Raw genomic sequence first — 16,856 nt, 5'->3', positions numbered from 1 at the left:
GGGGCGGAACGGGCGGGGTCGGATCGGCGCGATCAGGTCGGGCGCGATCAGGTCGGGCGGGACCAGGACGGGCAGGGTCAGGACGGGCGGAGGTGGCCGGGGTGCAGGTCGGGTTCGTGGCGAGCTTCGGGGCGGCGCAGCAGGTCGTCGACATGGCGGTCGTCGCGGAGGAGCACGGCTGGGACGGCTGGTTCACGTGGGACGGCGTCGACATCGCCGGCATGCCGTCGTGGGACCCGTGGGCGCTGCTCGCGGCGGCCGCCGTGCGCACGCACCGCATCACCCTCGGCGCGATGGTCCTCGCGCTCCCGCGGCGGCGCCCGTGGGTCGTCGCCAAGCAGGCCGTCACGGTCGACCACCTGTCCGGCGGGCGCCTCGTGCTGCCCGTCGGCGTCGGGGTGGCGGACGACGGCGCGGTCGCGGCCGTCCCGGCCGAGCGCCGCACGCTGCGCGAGCGCGCCGAGCTGCTCGACGACGACCTCGCGGTGCTGGCGCAGGCGTTCACGGGCGGGCCGGTCCACGTCGACGGCACGCACCTCCACGTCGACGGCATGCGCTTCGACCCGCGGCCGGTGCCGCGCGCGGACGGACGCACGCACGTGCCGGTGTGGCCGGTGGCGGCGTTCCCGAGCGAGCGGTCGATGGGCCGTGCGGTGCGGTGGGACGGCGTCGTGCCGCAGCTGCGCGGGGCGGATCCGGAGCGGGAGATGACCGCGGCGGACGTCGAGGGCGTGGTCGCGTGGGCGCGTGCGCACCGGGCACCGGACGCGGGCCCGTTCGACGTCGTCGTGCAGGGCGTGCTGCCGGACGACCCGGTGGCGGCCCGCGACCGCGTGCAGGAGCTCGCGGGTGCGGGCGCGACGTGGTTCGTGGACTCCCGCTGGGACCCGGCGACCGCGACGCCCGAGGCGCTGCTGGCGCGCCTGCGCCGGGGACGGCCGGAGGCGTGAGCACGACCGGCCCGCGCGGCGGCACCCCGTCCGGCCCCGCGCGGGACGTCGGCCGCACAGGCGGCGCCGGCCGCTCAGGCGGCGGGGTCGTCCTCGACGGTGTCCGGCGCGGCGTGGGGCACCGTGCGCGCGTCGGCCACGGCGTCCGTCCCCGCGTCGCCGCCCGCCCCCGCGTCGCCGGCCGTCCCCGCGTCGCCGGCCGCACCCGCGGTGCGCGCGGGCCGGGTCATCGGGTAGATGAACGGCCCCTCCGGCGTGAGGGGCACGGGCTCGTGCGCGTCGGTGTAGCCGCGGGAGTGGTAGTAGCCGACGTTGTCGTGCTTGGTCGTCTCCAGGTACGACGGCACGCCGGCGCGGTCGACGTCGTCGAGGAAGCGCTGCAGCAGCAGGGACCCGCGGCCGGCGCGCTGCAGGTCGGGGCGCACGCCGAACGCCTCGACGTACCAGGCGTCGCACGGCACGCCCTGCGACGTCAGCTCGCCGAAGCGGATGATGCCGCCGCTGTGCTCGCGCGTGAACAGCGCGATCCGCGCGAGGCGCAGGCCCTGGCGGAGCCACCGGCCGGCCGACATGGGGTAGGTGCCCGGCGGGTACAGCGCGAGCACGCCCGTCACCTCGTCGCCGAGCTTCGTGACGAGCACGCGGCCGTGCCGCATGCCGTCGGCCAGGGTCATCCGGTACACCTCGCGCAGCTCCCGCTCGCGGCGCGCCCGCACCGGGAAGAGGTGCGAGTACCCCGGGTCCTCGGCGAGCGCGGCCGCGAGCACCGCGGCGGCGGCCGTCCGGTCGCGCGGCTCCAGCGGTCCGACGACGTCCGGCGGTGGCTGCCGGCGTGCCGGTCCCTCTGCTGTCCCCCCGTGCTCCATGCCCGCATCGTGACCTGGACCCGCGTCCAGATGCAACCGGACGAGCGATACTCGTCATGCCTCCTGGGGAGGAGCGGTGAAGATCACCCGTGACCCGCAGCGGCGGCCCGGGGCCCGGTGCCACGCTTCGTGCGGCCGTGCCCGGACGCCGCGGAGGCGGGCGCGCCACCGACGAGGAGGACGGCATGGGGACGACGACGGCGACGGCACGCGCACGGAACCGGCGCGCGGCGTGGGCACTGACCTGCGGGCTGCTCCTGACCTCGAGCGTCGCGGCCTGCACGCCCGACCGGCCGGACCCCCGCCCGGCGGCCGAGGCGCTCGCGGCGGCGCTCATGTCGGGCGACTTCACCGACGTGCCCCTCGACGCGGCCGCCCCGGCACCCGCGGACCTCGCGGCGACGCGCACCGCCGTGGTCGCCGGCCTGGGCGAGACCGCGGCTGCGACGGTCGAGGTGGGCGAGGTCACGACGGCGGACGACGAGGAGACCGCGACGGCGGCCCTCGAGGTCACGTGGGACCTGCCGTGGGTCGACGAGGACTGGACGTGGACGGCGGACACGCGCCTGGCCCGCGACGACGAGGACGCGTGGCGCGTCGCGTGGTCGCCGGCCCTGCTCGGCCCCGACCTGCAGGACGGCGAGGTGCTGCGCGCGGCGCGCACGGCCGCGCCGCGCGGCGACGTGATCGGCGCGGGGGACGCCGTGCTCGTCACGGAGCGGGACGTCGAGCGCTTCGGCGTCGACAAGACCCGGCTGCCGGCCGACCAGCACGACGCGGCCGCGCGGGCGCTCGCCGCGGCCCTCGCCATCGACCCGGAGGCGTACGCGCAGCGCGTCGCCGGCGCCGGCGAGAAGGCGTTCGTCGAGGCGATCACGCTGCGCGTCGAGGACGAGTCCGTCGACAAGGCCGCGCTGCGCGCGCTGCCGGGCGTCGTCGCGGTGCCGGACACGCTGCCGCTCGCGCCGACGCGCACCTTCGCGCGGCCGATCCTCGGCACGGTCGGCCAGGCGACGGCGGAGATCGTCGAGGCGTCCGGGGGCGCCGTGGCCGCGGGCGACCTCGCGGGGCTCTCCGGCCTGCAGCGCCAGTACGACGAGCACCTGCGCGGCACGCCGGGCGTGACGGTGCGCGCGGAGCCGGCCGAGGGCGGCGACGGGCCGGCCGTGCGGGAGCTGTTCACCACGGAGCCCGTGCCCGGGCAGCCCCTGCGCGTCACGCTCGACCAGCGCCTGCAGGAGCGCGCCGAGGCGGTCCTCGCGGGCGTGGCGCCCGCGTCGGCGATCGTCGCGATCCAGCCGTCCACGGGCGACGTGCTCGCGGCGGCCAGCGGCGCCGGCGGCGAGGGCATCTCCACGGCGACGCTCGGCCAGTACGCGCCGGGCTCGACGTTCAAGGTCGTGAGCGCGCTCGCGTACCTGCGCGGCGGGCTGACGCCGACGTCGTCGGTCGCGTGCCCGCCGACGATCACGGTGGACGGCCGCACGTTCCAGAACTTCCCCGGCTACCCGGCGTCCGCGCAGGGCGACGTGCCGTTCCGCACGGCGTTCGCGAACTCCTGCAACACGGCCTTCATCGGCGCGCGCGACCTCGCGGACCAGGGCGCGCTCGCGGACGCCGCCCGCTCGCTCGGCCTGGACCCGGCCGCCGAGCTCGGCTTCCCGGCGTTCCTCGGCGCGGTCCCCGACGACGCGTCGGGCACGGGCCACGCCGCGTCGGTCATCGGGCAGGGACAGGTGCTCGCGTCGCCGCTGGGCATGGCGACGGTCGCCGCGTCGGTGGCGACGAGCCGCGCCGTGGTGCCCCGGCTCGTCGTCGACCCGGAGCCGGGTGCCGCCGGCGACGCGGCCGCGACGGACGGCCCCGGCGACGACGCGACGACGGACGCCGCGGCGACCGACGGCGACGCGACGGCCGCCCCGGCCGCCGACCCGTCGGCCGCGCCCGCGGGCCCGCCCACCCCGCTGACCCTCGACGAGGCCACCGCGCTGCGCGACATGATGCGCGCGGTCGTCACCGAGGGCGGGGCGGGGCTGCTCGCCGACGTGCCGGGGGAGCCGGTGCTGGCGAAGACGGGCACGGCGCAGTTCGGGCCGGAGGCCGACCTGCGCAACCACGCCTGGTTGATCGCGGTCCAGGGCGACCTCGCCGTCGCGGTGTTCGTGGCCGAGGGGGACTACGGTTCGACGACGGCGGGCCCGCTGCTGCGGTCCTTCCTGGTCGGCTGAGGCGCCGGCCGACGACGGGTTCGACGCGGGTCCGGACACGGGCGCCCGCACGGCGAGGGAGGGTCCATGACCGCACCGCACGTGCCCGGGGGGGCGGGGTGGATGCGTCCGCTGCCCGGCACCAACCTGACCGTGAGCGCGGTCGCGCTCGGCGGCGGCCCGCTGGGCAGCATGCCGGACCTGTTCGGCGAGGACGTCTCGCCCGAGCGCGGCATCGACACGGTGCGTGCGGCGCTGCACAGCGAGATCCGCTTCATCGACACGTCCAACGGGTACTCCGGCGGCGAGAGCGAGCGGCGCATCGGTGCGGCCCTGACGGCGGCGGGCGGCCTGCCGGCGGACGTCGTCGTCGCGACGAAGGTCGACCCCGAGGGCGCGGACTACTCCGGGGAGCGCGTGCGGCGCTCGGTCGAGGAGTCGCGCGCGCGGCTGGGCGTCGACCACCTGCCGCTCGTGCACCTGCACGACCCGGAGTTCCACGAGTTCGACGACCTCACGGCGCCGGGCGGTGCCGTGGAGGCGCTCGTCGAGCTGCGCGAGTCGGGGGCCGTCGGCGCGATCGGGCTGGCGGGCGGGCGCGTCCAGGAGATCGCGCGCTACCTCGCGCTGGGGGTCTTCGACGTGCTGCTCGTGCACAACCGGTGGACGCTGCTCGACCGGAGCGCCGGCGCCCTGCTCGACGAGGCGCAGGCCCGCGGCATGGGCGTCCTCAACGCGGCGGTGTACGGCGGCGGCATCCTGGCGCACCAGTCCGGCGGGCCGACGAGCTACGGCTACCGCCCGGCGCCGGACGAGGTGCTGGCCGCCGCCGAGGCGATGCGCCGCGTGTGCGCCGAGCACGGCACGGACATCGGCACGGCGGCGCTGCAGTTCTCGCTCCGCGACGAGCGGTTCGCGGCGACGATCGTCGGGATGTCCCGGCCCGAGCGGGTCGCGCAGACGCTCGCCGCGGCGGCCGCGCCGCTGCCCGACGCGCTGTTCGACGAGCTGGAGACGCTCGTGCCGCCGTCGCGCACGTGGCTGGACGCCCCGTTCGACGTCTGAGCGCCGCTCCACCCGGACGGGTGCCCGGGGCATCGACTACGGTGCTGCGGGAAGCGCACGCACGGCTGGACGGAGTCGCATGACCGAGCACGGCAGCGCGACCCCGCGCGTCGCCGGTCTGGCCGCGGACGTGCCCCTGGACCTCGACGCGTGCGCCGCGGAGCCGATCCGCATCCCCGGGTCCGTGCAGCCGCACGGGGTGCTGCTGGCCGTCACGGAGCCGGCGCTGGAGGTCCGGCACGTGTCCCGCACGGTCGAGCGGCTGGTCGGGCGCGCGGCCGAGGACGTCGTCGGCACGGACCTGGGCGCCGTGCTGGGACCGGAGGCGGCGGAGGCCGTCCGGCACCACGTCCGCACGTTCGGGGACCTGCGCGCACGCAACCCGCTCAGCCTCGACGTGGCCGGCGTGGACGGTCCCGTGACGATGGACGCGATCCTGCACCGCGTGGCGGTGGGCGCCGGCACGCTGCTCGTCGTCGAGCTCGAGCCCGCGTACGGGCCGCGGCCGTTCAGCTTCCCCAACACGTACCAGGCGGTGCGCGGCGCGGTCGAGCAGCTCAACGGCGCGCGCTCGCTCGAGGAGCTGTACGACGTGGCGGCCCGCGAGGTGCGCGCGCTGACGGGCTTCGACCGCGTGATGGTCTACCGCTTCGACCCCGAGTACAACGGCGAGGTGGTCGCCGAGGCGAAGCGGGACGACCTCAACGCGTTCCTCGGCCTGCACTACCCGGCGTCCGACATCCCGCCGCAGGCCCGGCAGCTCTACGAGACGAACTGGGTGCGCCTCATCGCCGACGTCGGCTACACGCCCTCGCCGGTCGTGCCGCCGTTCGACCCGGCGTCCGGGGAGCCGCTCGACATGACGCACGCGGTGCTGCGCAGCGTCTCGCCCGTGCACATCGAGTACCTCGGCAACATGGGCGTGCGCGCGTCCATGTCGATCTCGCTGCTGCGGGACGGGAAGCTGTGGGGCCTGGTCGCGTGCCACCACTACAGCAGCGCGTACATGGTTCCCTACGGCGCCCGCGCGGCCGCCGAGTTCCTCGGCTCGACCCTCTCGCTGCGCCTCGTGGCCCGGGCCGAGGAGCGCGAGCTGGAGACCGAGCTGGCCGCGCAGGGCGTCATCGACCGCGTGCTGCACGCGGCCCGCGACTCCGACCGGGCCCTCGCCGACGCGCTCGTCGCGGGCCCCGGTGTGCTCGCCGTGGTGCCGGCGCAGGGCGCGGTCGTCCGCGCGGACGGCATCGTCGCGACCGCCGGCACGGTGCCCGCCGACCTCACGCCGCTGCTCGACTGGGTGGCCCGGCGTGCCGAGCCCGTGACGGACTGCGCCGCGCTCGCCGAGGAGGACCCGATGCTCGCCGCGCGGCTGCCCGGCGTCGCGGGCGTCCTCGCGGTGCAGCTGCCGGACGACCAGTGCGTCGTGTGGCTGCGGCACGAGGTCGTCCAGGACGTCTACTGGGGCGGCGACCCGCACAACGCGAAGATCGCCCGCGAGGAGGACGGGAAGGTGCGGCTGAGCCCGCGCCTGTCGTTCGACCGCTGGCGCGAGGTGGTGCGCGGGCGCAGCGAGCCGTGGGCGGACGCGCACGTGCGCGCGGTCGAGGACCTGCGCACGCGGCTGCTCGAGGTGCTGCTGCTGCGCAACCGCTGGCAGATGGCCGCCGCGCAGGCCCTGCAGCAGTCGCTGCTGCCGCGCGCGCTGCCGCAGCCCGCGGGCTGGTCGCTGCACGCCCGCTACGAGCCGTCCGCCGGCGGCCGCGTCGGCGGCGACTGGTACGACGCGCTCGAGCTCCCGGACGGGCGCATCGCCGTCGTGGTCGGCGACGTCGCCGGGCACGGCGTGAGCGCCGCCGCGGCGATGGGCCAGCTGCGCAACGCGCTGCGCGCGTACGTGCTGCGCGGCCAGGAGGTCGAGGACGCGCTCGCCGACCTCGACGCGTTGGCCCGCCGCACGATGCCGGACGACATGGCGACGCTCGTCGTGGCCGTCGTCGACCCCGCGACGGGCGAGGCGTGCGTCGGCAGCGCGGGCCACCCGCAGCCGCTGCTGCTCGACGGGACGGGCCGGGCGTCGCTGGCCGACGTCGCGGTGGACCGGCCGGTGGGCGTCGGCTCCGGTGAGCCGCGGGCGACGCGCGTGCGGGTGCAGGAGGGCGGTGCCCTCGTGCTCTACAGCGACGGCCTGGTCGACTCGCGCTCCACGTCGCTGGCCGCGGGCATCGAGCGGCTCGTGACGGCGTTCGGCGCGGGCGAGGACGGTGGACCGGTCGACATCGACGAGGTCGTCGAGGCCTGCCGCGACGACGACTCGACGGACGACATCACGCTGCTCGTGCTCGCGCGGGAGCCGGACCCCGCGGTCGCGCCGGCGGTCGTGGCGGGCGCCGCGTGAGCCCCGCACCGGCCCCGCGGGCCCCCGGCGTGCGCGCCGCCGTCGCGCGCGCGTTCTGGCGCGTCAGCCGCTGGGAGCTGCGTACGGAGCGGCTGCCGCGCGACGGTGCCGGTGTGCTCATCGGCGCGCCGCACACGTCCAACTGGGACTTCGTCCTCATGCTCGCCATCGCGTGGGAGGGCGGGCTGACGTTCCGCTGGCTCGGCAAGCACACGCTCTTCTCCGGGCCGGCGGGCCCGCTGATGCGGGCGCTCGGCGGCATCCCCGTGGACCGGCGCGACCCCGCCGGGCTCGTCGACGACGTCGTGGGGCGCATCCGCGCGGGCGAGCGGTTCTACCTCGTGGTGACGCCGGAGGGCAGCCGCTCCGGCTCGGGCTGGAAGTCGGGGTTCTACCGCATCGCCCGGGCGACGGACCTACCCGTGACGCTCGGCTACGTCGACCGCACGACCATGACGACGGGCCTCGGCCCGACCCTGCGCCTCACCGGCGACGTCCGGGCGGACATGGACGCGGTCCGCGCGTTCTACGCCGACAAGGCGGGCCTCGTGCCGGCGCGGCGCACCGAGCCGCGGCTGCGCGACGAGGCCGGGCCGGGGGCCGACGCGGCGCCGTCCGTCTGACCCCGTCCGCCCGACCCCGTCCGCCTGACCCCGTCCGCCCGACCCCGTCCGCCGGCCGTCCCGCGCGCCGTGCCCCGCTCCCGCCCGGATGCGGCGGCCGCGCCCCGGGCATAGCGTCGAGGGGACGGATCGAGAAGGAGGCTGTCATGGGACTGGACGACAAGATCAAGAACGCGGTCGAGGACGCCACGGGCAAGGCCAAGGAGGGCACCGGCCGGGCGACCGACGACGAGCGCCTCGAGGCCGAGGGCCAGAAGGACCAGTCGAAGGCGAGCCTCAAGCAGGCCGGCGAGAACGTCAAGGACGCCTTCCGCTGATCTCCGCCCCGCGCGACGCACGCCCCCGGACCGCTCGTCGGACCGGGGGCGCGCCGCTGCCCGGGCAGGGTCCCGGCGACGCCCGGCGACGCCGTGCGCCCCTGGCCGAACGGGTGAATTGATCGTTCGTCCTGATCAGGTGACCTGGACCACTTCCCCGGACGATGAGAACGGGCTAATGTCGGACTTGTCAGCGAAACGGCAAACCCTCCGCAAGGAGGGGACGCAAAGCCACGGGACCCACGCGGTCAGCCGGGCTACCGAACGAGAGGCCCACATCATGGACCAGCGTGGATCCGCCGCGGAGCCCTTCGAGGCTCGTGCGAACCCCCTCCCCGACGCCCGCGTGGCGTCGTGGGCCGCGACGGCCCGCCGCCTGCAGGTGGTGGCGACGCTCCCCGCCCAGCGGGACCGCATGGCTGCCTGAGCAGCCGCTCGCGGCGACCGTGCCGCACACCGCCGCGCAGGCGTGGACCGAGGGTCCGCGACCTGCGCGGACGTGTTCCCGGGGCCGGCGTCCGGACGTGTCCTCGAGGACGACGTCGCGGAGAGCCGCCGCCGGACCACGCGCTCCTACAGGTCGCCCTTGCGGGACAGGTACCGCATCGCGGCCCACCCGAACGGGATGCGCAGCCAGTACGTCAGCAGGCGGAACAGCAGCGCGACGGTCCCGGCGACACCGGCGTTGACGCCGGCGATCGTGGTGAGGCCGACCGTGAGGGCCGCCTCCACGGTCCCGATGCCGCCGGGGGTGGGCACGATCGACCCCGCCGTGTTGCCCGTCAGGTAGACGAGCGCGGTCTGCACGAGCCCGACCTCCTGGCCGAGCGCGGCGAGCGCCGCCTCGAACGCGAGCACGTAGCCCATGGTCATCAGGACGTTGCCGCCCACGGCCAGCGCGAGGCGCCACGGCTGCCCGACGACCTCGATGAGCCGCGGCAGCGTCTGGCGGACGGTGGGCCCGACGGTGCGGTGCGCCCACGCGCGCACGCCGGGGAACAGCAGCGCGACGCCGACGGCGGCCGCGACGACGGCGAGGGCGACGAGCATCGCCGGCGACACCGACAGCGTCGACGGCGAGCTGACGCCGGACGTCACGGTGAGCACCAGCAGCACGAGCAGCGTGGTGACGAACTGGCTGACCTGCACGAGCGCGACGGTCGCGGCGGCGAGGGAGCCGGAGACGCCCAGACGGGTCAGCATGCGCAGGTTGAGGGCCGCGGGGCCGATGCCGGCGGGCGCGGCGAGCGCCACGAACGTCGCCGCGGTCTGCACGAGCGTCGCCCGCCACACCGACAGGCGCACGGGGGAGAACGCGACGAAGGTGAGCGCGGCCCCGAGCAGCGTCGCGAGGCCGAACGCGAACGCCAGCGCGCTGTACCGCCAGTCGCTCTCGGCGAGCACCTCGCCGATCTGCGCGACGTTGACGTAGCCGAGCACCACGAAGACGGCGACGATCGTGACGAGGATCGTGAAGATGGTGCGCGCCCCGAACCGCACGAGCTGCTCGGGCTGCACGCTCGCCTCGGGCAGGCGCGCGACGAGCGCCGAGCGGAGGTCCGCGAGCACCTCGCGGTGCGCGCGCATCTCCTCGCGCGTGCGGCGCGGCAGCGTCACGGTCTGCAGCAGCGGCCCGACGGACTGGATGTCGGCCTCGGGCAGCACGGCGGCTGCCGACTCGACGGCCCGCCGCGCACCGACCCGCAGGGCGAGCATCGCGACGATCTGGGTGGTGTCGAGGCGGCGCGCCAGCTCGGACGACGCGACGTCGCCCTGCTCCCACGCGTCGATCCACACGCGCGGGCCGTCCGCGGTGCGCTCGACGAGGACGACGTCGGACGTGAGCGCGCGGTGCGCGATGCCGGCGGTGTGCGCGAGGGCCAGCTGCGCCCAGATCGCGTGCAGCACGTCGTCGTCGACGTCCTCGGGGTCGAGGTCGGACAGCGGGACGGCCTCGCCGGGGCGCTCCTGCACGAGGAACATCGAGTCGTCGGCCTCGGCGATGCTGAGCAGCTGCGGCGTGCGCACGCCGGCGGCGCTCGCGGCGTACGCGAGCAGCGCCGCGCGCTCGGTGGCCTGGCGCAGCGAGATCGCCGAGCGGCCCTCGATGCCGCGCAGCCGCAGGCTGCGCCACAGGCGGGTGAGCATGCCGACGACCTGGCGGTCGCCGTCGAACGCGAGCAGGTCGAGGCGGCGGCCGTCGGCGTCGACGAGCGTGTACAGGCGGTCGCCGGACGATCGGGCGAGCGCGCACTGCGCGGGCGTCGCCGCGGGGAGGGCGGCGACGGCCTCGGCGGTGCCCGGCGCGCGCTCGGCCTCGAGGACGGCGTCGGGCACGCGCAGCACGGCGCTCGGCGTGAAGCCGGCGCGGCGCACCGCGTCGACGAGGGCGTCGCCGTACGCGCGCTCGGGGGTGACGCCCGCCGTGTACCGCACGGCGAGGCCCGCGACGCGTCCGACGAGCAGCGCGAGCGCGACGCCGGGCAGCGAGACGCCGGCCGTGACGAGGACGACGCCGATCGTCACCCACAGCAGGTTCCACGACCACGCGACGGAGCGTCGGCGGCTGCGCGGGCCGCTCACGGTGAGCAGCGCCGCGAGCATGGCGACGTAGCCGGGTAGCGTCAGCCGCCACTCGCCGGACAGCCGCACGGACAGCCCCGCGACCACGTGGTCGGAGCCGACGGCGAGGAACGCCCAGTGCAGCGCGGCGGTCAGCGCGATGGCGGTGGCCGCGGCGACGAGCCCCTCGATGAGCTGGCGGCCGAGGCGGCGCAGCGCGAGCTCGGTGAGCACGGCGATGGGCACGACGACGGTCGTGAAGCCCTCGAGGAACGACACGGGCACGAACAGGATCCGCCGCAGCAGGGTCGCGAACCCCTGCACGTCCTCGGCGACGCCGGTGGTCGTGTTCTGCGCGTACGTCGCCATGACGACGACGAGCACGGCGAGGACGGAGAACAGCACCAGGCCGAGGAGGTCGCTCGGGTGGTGCACGCGCGCGGGGGGCACGTCGACGACGTCCACGGGTGCGCGCACCGCGCGCACGTCCGCCGAGCCGGCCGGCGCGGGCACGGGCGCGTCGGCGGGCTGCTGCGGTGCCGTGCGCCCCTCCTCGTGCTGCGGGTCGTCCCCCGGCGAGCCGACGGCGCCGCGCGGCGCGGACGTCGGCGGTGTGGACATGGTGGCGAGTCTAGGCAGCGGTGCCCGCGCGGATCGTCCGCCTCGCGGTGCATTCGCGGGCGTCCCGCCTCCACCCCGCGGGTCAACATCTGTTGACACGCCTCGGCCGCCGGGGTCAACATATGTTGACGAACGGCGACAGGGGTGCGGACGTGACCGAGGAGGAGACCGACATGGCGGCACTGGTGCGCGGCGCCGAGGACGACGACCCGCTGGGTTCGCTGCTGGCGCTGTCGCGGCTGCGCCGGGAGGTCGAGCGGCGGGAGGCGGTGGCGGTGCGCCGGGCGCGCACGGCGGGCGTGCCGTGGGTGGCCATCGCGGCGATGCTCGGCGTCAGCAAGCAGGCGGTGCACCGCAAGTACGGCGGGCGGTTCGGGCGCGCCTGACCCGCGCGCGGCCGCACCGGCCGATGCTCGACGGGTGGGGCGGGCGGCGCCGCGCTAGCGTGCCGAGCAGGGGGTCGTCGCCGCGGGCGTCGGTCCGCGCGGTCCCCGCCGAGGAGGCGCCGTGGTCGACGACGTGACGCGCGAGGTGGCACGGACGGTCCGCACGCTGTGGTGGCTGCCCGTGCTGCGGGGCGTGGTGCTGCTCGTCCTCGGCCTGCTGCTCATGGCGCAGCCCGAGCCGACGCTCGCCGCGATCGTCTGGCTGTTCGGGATCTTCGCGGTGGTCGACGGCGTCGTCGCGGTCGTCCAGGGCCTGGTCAACCGCGGCGTGCCGGGGTGGGGCTGGTGGCTCGCGCAGGGGCTCGCCGGCATCGCCGTCGGCGCGATCGTCATCGTGTGGCCCGGGCCCACCGTGCGCGTGCTCTTCTTCCTGCTCGCCGCGTGGCTGCTGCTGCTCGGGATCATCTGGATCATCGGCGCCGCCGCGCTGTCCCGCACGCGCGACCCGGGGTGGTTCTGGATGCTCGCGTCCGGCCTGGTCAGCACGCTGTTCGCGCTGCTGCTGGTCGCGCGGCCGCAGGACACCATCGGCGTCTTCGCCGTGCTGCTGGGGCTTTTCGCGTTCGTCGCCGGTGCGCTGGCCGTGGTCAGCGGGTTCGCCGTGCGCGCCATGGTCCGCGACCTGGAGCGCGGCGTCCGCGCCGCCTGACCGCCCGGCCGGCTGACCGCACCCGGCCGTCCGACCGCCCGCTCGCCTGACCGCGCCCGGCCGGCCGACTCTGTCCCCTCACCTGACAGCCCCCTGGACGGCCGCACGACTCACCGGGACCCGGCCTCGCGTGCCGGCGTGTCGCACCGGCGTGCCGCCGGGACCCGGGTCCCTTCCCGCGGGCGTACGCACCGCGTGCGCACGGTGTGCGCACGCTCGCCGGACGACCTTCCGGTGCGCGGCGACGCGCCGGGTGTCGGGGCGATCCGACCCGCCGCGCGAGGCACGGACCGCCGCACGGGTCTCGCCGCGCGGGAAGCCGACCGCCGGGCGGGGAGGCCGACATCCGCGCGGCGGAGCGAGCCGCGAGCGCGCCCCGTCAGCCGACGCCGACGGCCTCGAGCCACGCGTCGGGCAGCAGCGCGTACCCGACGAACGCGACGACGTCGAGCGCGGTGTGCGCGACGACGAGCGGCATGACGCGCCGTCGTCGGCGGTAGTACTCCGCGAAGACGAGCCCCATGACGACGTTGCCGACGAACGGCCCCCACCCCTGGTACAGGTGGTACGAGCCGCGCAGCAGGGCGCTCGCCACGACGATCGCGGGCGCGCCCCACCGCAGGTCGCGCAGCCGCTCCATGAGGTAGCCGACGGCGACGACCTCCTCGAGCAGCGCGTTCTGCAGCGCCGCGAGGACGAGCACGGGCACGGTCCACCACGCCCCGTTCAGCGCCGCAGCCTGGACCTCGACCGTGATCCCCAGCGCGCGCCCGGCCACGTACAGGCCGAGCCCGGGGATGCCGATGACGGCGGCCAGGCCCAGGCCGACGCCGAGGTCGCGCCACGGCCGCCCGCCGTCGAGGCCGATGCGCCGGACCGCCGACCGGCCGTGCGCCGACAGCAGGTAGAGCGCCAGCGCGACGGGCACGAGCGCGAACCCGATCGTCAGCAGCTGGTACGTGAGGTCCAGGTACGGGCGCGGCGAGCGGCTCGGGTTCAGGGTCGTCGACTGCTGCGCGAGCGGCGTGCCCTCGGTCAGCCGCGCCACGATGTTCACGACCGCGTACACCGCGGACCGGCCCAGCGAGAGGCCGAGCACGATCCAGATCTCGGCACCGATGCGCCGCCGGGTCGCGCGCTCGCCGGGCGGCGGGGCCGTGCCGGGACGCGTGCCGGTCCGTGCGTCGGTCCGTGCGGGAGCCGCCTCCGGCCGTGCCGCGGCCACCGGTGCCGTCCCGTCCGCGCGCTCGTCCACGCCCGCAGGGTACGACGGCGCGGACGTCGGGACCGGCCGGACCGGGACCACCGTCGGCCGCACCCGCGCCAGGGGGTTGACGCCCGCGCGAGACGTGCGACAAAGTGGTTTGCAACGCAAAGCACTTGTCGTCGGAGAGGACGCCATGGACACGCACGAGCCGGACGACGCACCGCTGGACCCCGCCGAGGGGCTCGCGATCGTCGCGGCGCAGCGCCGGCGCGTGCAGGACACCGACATCGACGACCGCGTGCTCTTCGGGACGTGGGGCGTCCTGTGGCTCGTCGGCTACGCGATCCAGTGGTGGTCCGCCGAGCGCTCGCCGACCGGCACCTCCACCGCACCCGCGGGCACCGCGTTCGGCGCCCTCATGGTGGTCGGCCTCGTCGTCACGCTGACGCACATCGGCCGGCGCTCGCGCGGGCTGCGCGGCACCAGCCGCAGCGTCGGCACCATGTTCGGGCTGACCTGGTTCGCCGGCTTCATGGCCCAGGGGCTCATCGTGGCGGGCGTCGTCCGGGCGGGCGCGAGCCCGGAGGTCATCGCGATCGTCGCGAACAGCCTCGCGTGCCTCGTCGTCGGCCTGCTGTACATGGTGTGCGGGGCGATGTGGCAGATCCGCGCCATGTACGTGCTCGGGGTGTGGGTCATCGCGGCGGCCGCGGGCGCGGCCCTGGCCGGGACGCCCAGCGGGTACCTCGTCATGTCGCTCGCGGGCGGGGGCGGCATGCTCCTCGGCGCGGTCGTCGCCCACGTGACGCGGCGGCGCTCGTGACGGACGCCGACCTCGACCCCGTCATCCACTCGGCGTCCCGCCTGCGGGTCGTCGCCACCCTCGCGGCGCTCGACCGCGGGGACCGCATCGCCTTCCCGCGGCTGCAGGGGCTGCTCGACATGACCGCGGGCAACCTGTCCACGCACCTGCGCCGGCTCGAGGACGCCGGGTACGTGGCGCAGACCAAGACCCACCAGGGGCGCACGCCCGCCACCTACGTCGAGCTGACCCGCGCCGGACGCGCCGCGTTCGAGCGCTACACCGTGACCCTCACCGAGCTGCTCAAGGGAGCACAGCCATGACCACCACCACCGACGAGGTCCCGCCGGTCCTCGTGGAGCACGTGACGCGCCGGTTCGGCGACGTGACGGCGCTCGACGACGTGAGCCTGCGCGTCGACCCCGGCGAGATCGTGGGCCTGCTGGGCCCCAACGGCGCCGGCAAGACGACGCTGCTGTCGCTGCTGTCCGGGCTGCGCCGCCCCGACGCGGGCACCGTCCGCCTGTTCGGCGGCGACCCGCGCGACCCGGCGTCCCGCACGCTGCTCGGCACGACCCCGCAGGAGACGGGCCTGCCCGAGACCCTCAAGGTGCGCGAGGTCGTCGACTTCGTCGCCGGCCACTACGCGGCGCCCATGCCGCGGGCCGAGGTGCTCGCGCGGTTCGGGCTCGAGGAGCTCGCCGACCGGCAGACCGGCGGCCTGTCCGGCGGGCAGCGGCGCCGGCTCGCGGTCGCGCTGTCGCTGGTCGGCCGCCCGCGGCTCGTGCTGCTGGACGAGCCGACCACCGGCCTCGACGTCGAGGGGCGGCACGTGCTGTGGGAGGCGCTGCGCGACTACCACCGCGACGGCGCCACGGTCATCGTCACGAGCCACTACCTGGAGGAGATCGAGGCGCTCGCGGAGCGCGTCGTCGTCGTCGGGGGCGGCCGGGTCCTCGCCGACGACCGCATCGACCACGTCCTCGACCTCGTCGCGCTGCGGCGCACGACCCTCACGCTGCCCGGCGACGCGGCCTCCGCCCGGGCCGCGCTCGCCGCCCTGCCGGGCGTGCACGACGTCGTCGACGCGCAGCCCGCGCCCGGCGGCGGCACCCGCTGCACGGTACTCGCCGCCGACGCGGACGAGGCCGTCCGGGCGCTGGTCGCGTCCGGCCTCGCGTTCCACGCGCTCGAGGTGCGCGGCGCGTCCCTCGAGGAGGCCTTCCTCGCCCTGACCGCCCGCGGCGCCGGTGGCGTCCGCACCCCGGAGGTGTCCCGATGACCACGACGACCGACCGCGCCGCCGGCCCGCGTGCCGCGCTGCGCCCCCCGCTGGCCGTCGCGTGGCTGCACGCGCGCTACCAGTTCGTCGAGACGCTCCGGGTGCCCATCGCGGTGCTCGGCAACATGCTCTTCCCCGGCCTGGCGCTGCTGTTCTTCGTCATCCCGCAGCGCGCCGTCGCGGACGACCCGGTGGCGGCCACCGCCGCCGTCGGCCAGCTCGCGGTCTTCGCGATCATGTCGGCGTGCCTGTTCACGCACGGCGCCGGGGTCGCGGAGGACCGCGCCAAGCCGTTCGACGGGTACCTGCGCACGCTCCCCGCGCAGCCGGGCCCGCGGCTCGGCGGCCGCGTGCTCAACGGGCTCGCGTGGGCGTACCTGTCGCTCGTGCCGCTCGCGCTCATCGGTTGGCTGCTGACCGCCGCGACCCTCTCGTGGGCGCGCGCGCTCGGGGCCGTCGCCATGGTCGTCGCCGTCGCGGTGCCGTTCACGCTGCTCGGCCTCGCGATCGGGTACTCGATGTCGACCAAGGCCGCGCTCGCGGTGACGCAGGCGACGCTGTTCCCCCTGGGCTTCGCCGGCGGCCTGTTCCTGCCGCCGATGATGTTCCCGGGCTGGCTCGACGCGATCTCGCTGCTGCTGCCGTCGCGCGCGGCGCGCGACCTGGTCGTCCAGGTGACGGTCGGCGAGCAGGCCCCCACCCTCGCGGCGCCCCTGCTGCTGGCGTGGACCGTCGCCTTCGGCGCGCTCGCGGTCTGGGCCGTCCGCCGCGACGAGGGCCGCCGCTTCCACTGACCCCACCCCCTACCCCCCACCCCCCACTCCCCACCCGCCGAACGGAATGCTGGTGCCGTCTTCGCGGACG

The 16,856-nt window shown here is 76.5% G+C and carries 16 protein-coding genes and 1 riboswitch; of the genes, 13 read left to right on the top strand and 3 right to left on the bottom strand.

Annotated elements, in window-relative coordinates:
* The first annotated feature begins 101 nt into the window (after nucleotides 1-101).
* Nucleotides 102-950, top strand: coding sequence for an LLM class flavin-dependent oxidoreductase (locus ACFUMH_RS00375; protein ID WP_378198584.1), 849 nt, complete (start codon nucleotides 102-104; stop codon nucleotides 948-950).
* A 74-nt stretch (nucleotides 951-1,024) separates the two neighbouring features.
* Here ACFUMH_RS00375 and ACFUMH_RS00370 read toward each other — a convergent pair whose 3' ends face one another.
* Nucleotides 1,025-1,816: a GNAT family N-acetyltransferase gene (locus ACFUMH_RS00370; RefSeq protein ID WP_378198581.1), complete on the bottom strand. Its 792-nt coding sequence runs from the start codon at nucleotides 1,814-1,816 to the stop codon at nucleotides 1,025-1,027.
* 185 nt (nucleotides 1,817-2,001) lie between these two features.
* Here ACFUMH_RS00370 and ACFUMH_RS00365 point away from each other — a divergent pair, with 185 nt between their 5' ends.
* From ACFUMH_RS00365 to ACFUMH_RS00340, 6 genes are all read left to right on the top strand, one after another.
* Nucleotides 2,002-4,044, top strand: a complete 2,043-nt coding sequence (locus tag ACFUMH_RS00365) for a penicillin-binding transpeptidase domain-containing protein (protein WP_378198579.1) — start codon at nucleotides 2,002-2,004, stop codon at nucleotides 4,042-4,044.
* Nucleotides 4,045-4,110: 66 nt separating this feature from the next.
* The gene (locus ACFUMH_RS00360) at nucleotides 4,111-5,088 is read left to right on the top strand and encodes an aldo/keto reductase (protein WP_378198576.1); all 978 of its coding nucleotides are present in this window, start codon (nucleotides 4,111-4,113) and stop codon (nucleotides 5,086-5,088) included.
* A 79-nt stretch (nucleotides 5,089-5,167) separates the two neighbouring features.
* On the top strand, nucleotides 5,168-7,483 hold the full coding sequence (locus tag ACFUMH_RS00355; RefSeq protein ID WP_378198573.1) for a SpoIIE family protein phosphatase: 2,316 nt from the start codon (nucleotides 5,168-5,170) through the stop codon (nucleotides 7,481-7,483).
* Nucleotides 7,480-8,106 (top strand): 1-acyl-sn-glycerol-3-phosphate acyltransferase, encoded by a 627-nt coding sequence (locus tag ACFUMH_RS00350; RefSeq protein ID WP_378198570.1) that lies wholly within the window; start codon nucleotides 7,480-7,482, stop codon nucleotides 8,104-8,106. The genes ACFUMH_RS00355 and ACFUMH_RS00350 overlap by 4 nt, the downstream gene beginning before the upstream one ends.
* A gap of 146 nt (nucleotides 8,107-8,252) precedes the next feature.
* The gene (locus tag ACFUMH_RS00345) at nucleotides 8,253-8,423 is read left to right on the top strand and encodes a CsbD family protein (protein WP_378198567.1); all 171 of its coding nucleotides are present in this window, start codon (nucleotides 8,253-8,255) and stop codon (nucleotides 8,421-8,423) included.
* A 190-nt stretch (nucleotides 8,424-8,613) separates the two neighbouring features.
* Nucleotides 8,614-8,688, top strand: a riboswitch (cyclic di-GMP riboswitch).
* 15 nt (nucleotides 8,689-8,703) lie between these two features.
* Nucleotides 8,704-8,850, top strand: a complete 147-nt coding sequence (locus ACFUMH_RS00340) for a hypothetical protein (RefSeq protein WP_378198564.1) — start codon at nucleotides 8,704-8,706, stop codon at nucleotides 8,848-8,850.
* A gap of 146 nt (nucleotides 8,851-8,996) precedes the next feature.
* On the opposite strand, the gene ACFUMH_RS00335 is transcribed toward ACFUMH_RS00340, so the two are convergent.
* Entirely contained in the window at nucleotides 8,997-11,606 is a 2,610-nt protein-coding gene (locus ACFUMH_RS00335) for a YbhN family protein (protein ID WP_378198562.1), read from the bottom strand.
* Nucleotides 11,607-11,779: 173 nt separating this feature from the next.
* Between ACFUMH_RS00335 and ACFUMH_RS00330 the strand changes: the two genes are divergently transcribed.
* The gene (locus ACFUMH_RS00330; protein WP_378198758.1) at nucleotides 11,780-11,992 is read left to right on the top strand and encodes a hypothetical protein; all 213 of its coding nucleotides are present in this window, start codon (nucleotides 11,780-11,782) and stop codon (nucleotides 11,990-11,992) included.
* Between the two features lie 121 nt (nucleotides 11,993-12,113).
* Nucleotides 12,114-12,701 carry an HdeD family acid-resistance protein gene (locus ACFUMH_RS00325; protein ID WP_378198559.1) on the top strand — a complete coding sequence of 196 codons (588 nt, stop codon included), beginning with the start codon at nucleotides 12,114-12,116 and terminating at the stop codon, nucleotides 12,699-12,701.
* Nucleotides 12,702-13,080: 379 nt separating this feature from the next.
* Here ACFUMH_RS00325 and ACFUMH_RS00320 read toward each other — a convergent pair whose 3' ends face one another.
* Nucleotides 13,081-13,956, bottom strand: a complete 876-nt coding sequence (locus ACFUMH_RS00320) for a CPBP family intramembrane glutamic endopeptidase (protein ID WP_378198556.1) — start codon at nucleotides 13,954-13,956, stop codon at nucleotides 13,081-13,083.
* Nucleotides 13,957-14,101: 145 nt separating this feature from the next.
* On the opposite strand from ACFUMH_RS00320, the gene ACFUMH_RS00315 reads away from it, so the two are divergent.
* The 4 genes from ACFUMH_RS00315 to ACFUMH_RS00300 are packed head-to-tail and all read left to right on the top strand — an operon-like array spanning nucleotide 14,102 to nucleotide 16,786.
* Complete coding sequence (locus ACFUMH_RS00315; RefSeq protein WP_378198553.1) at nucleotides 14,102-14,731, top strand: hypothetical protein; 630 nt, start codon at nucleotides 14,102-14,104, stop codon at nucleotides 14,729-14,731.
* Nucleotides 14,728-15,033 carry a transcriptional regulator gene (locus tag ACFUMH_RS00310; RefSeq protein ID WP_378198550.1) on the top strand — a complete coding sequence of 102 codons (306 nt, stop codon included), beginning with the start codon at nucleotides 14,728-14,730 and terminating at the stop codon, nucleotides 15,031-15,033. Before ACFUMH_RS00315 ends, ACFUMH_RS00310 begins: the two co-directional genes overlap by 4 nt.
* Nucleotides 15,030-15,992, top strand: coding sequence for an ABC transporter ATP-binding protein (locus ACFUMH_RS00305; RefSeq protein ID WP_378198547.1), 963 nt, complete (start codon nucleotides 15,030-15,032; stop codon nucleotides 15,990-15,992). The genes ACFUMH_RS00310 and ACFUMH_RS00305 overlap by 4 nt, the downstream gene beginning before the upstream one ends.
* Complete coding sequence (locus ACFUMH_RS00300; protein WP_378198543.1) at nucleotides 15,989-16,786, top strand: ABC transporter permease; 798 nt, start codon at nucleotides 15,989-15,991, stop codon at nucleotides 16,784-16,786. Before ACFUMH_RS00305 ends, ACFUMH_RS00300 begins: the two co-directional genes overlap by 4 nt.
* Nucleotides 16,787-16,856: the final 70 nt, after the last annotated feature.

This window comes from Cellulomonas sp. NPDC057328 (assembly GCF_042667215.1).
Lineage (GTDB): Bacteria > Actinomycetota > Actinomycetes > Actinomycetales > Cellulomonadaceae > Cellulomonas.
This window is presented reverse-complemented; position numbering and strand designations above follow the sequence as displayed.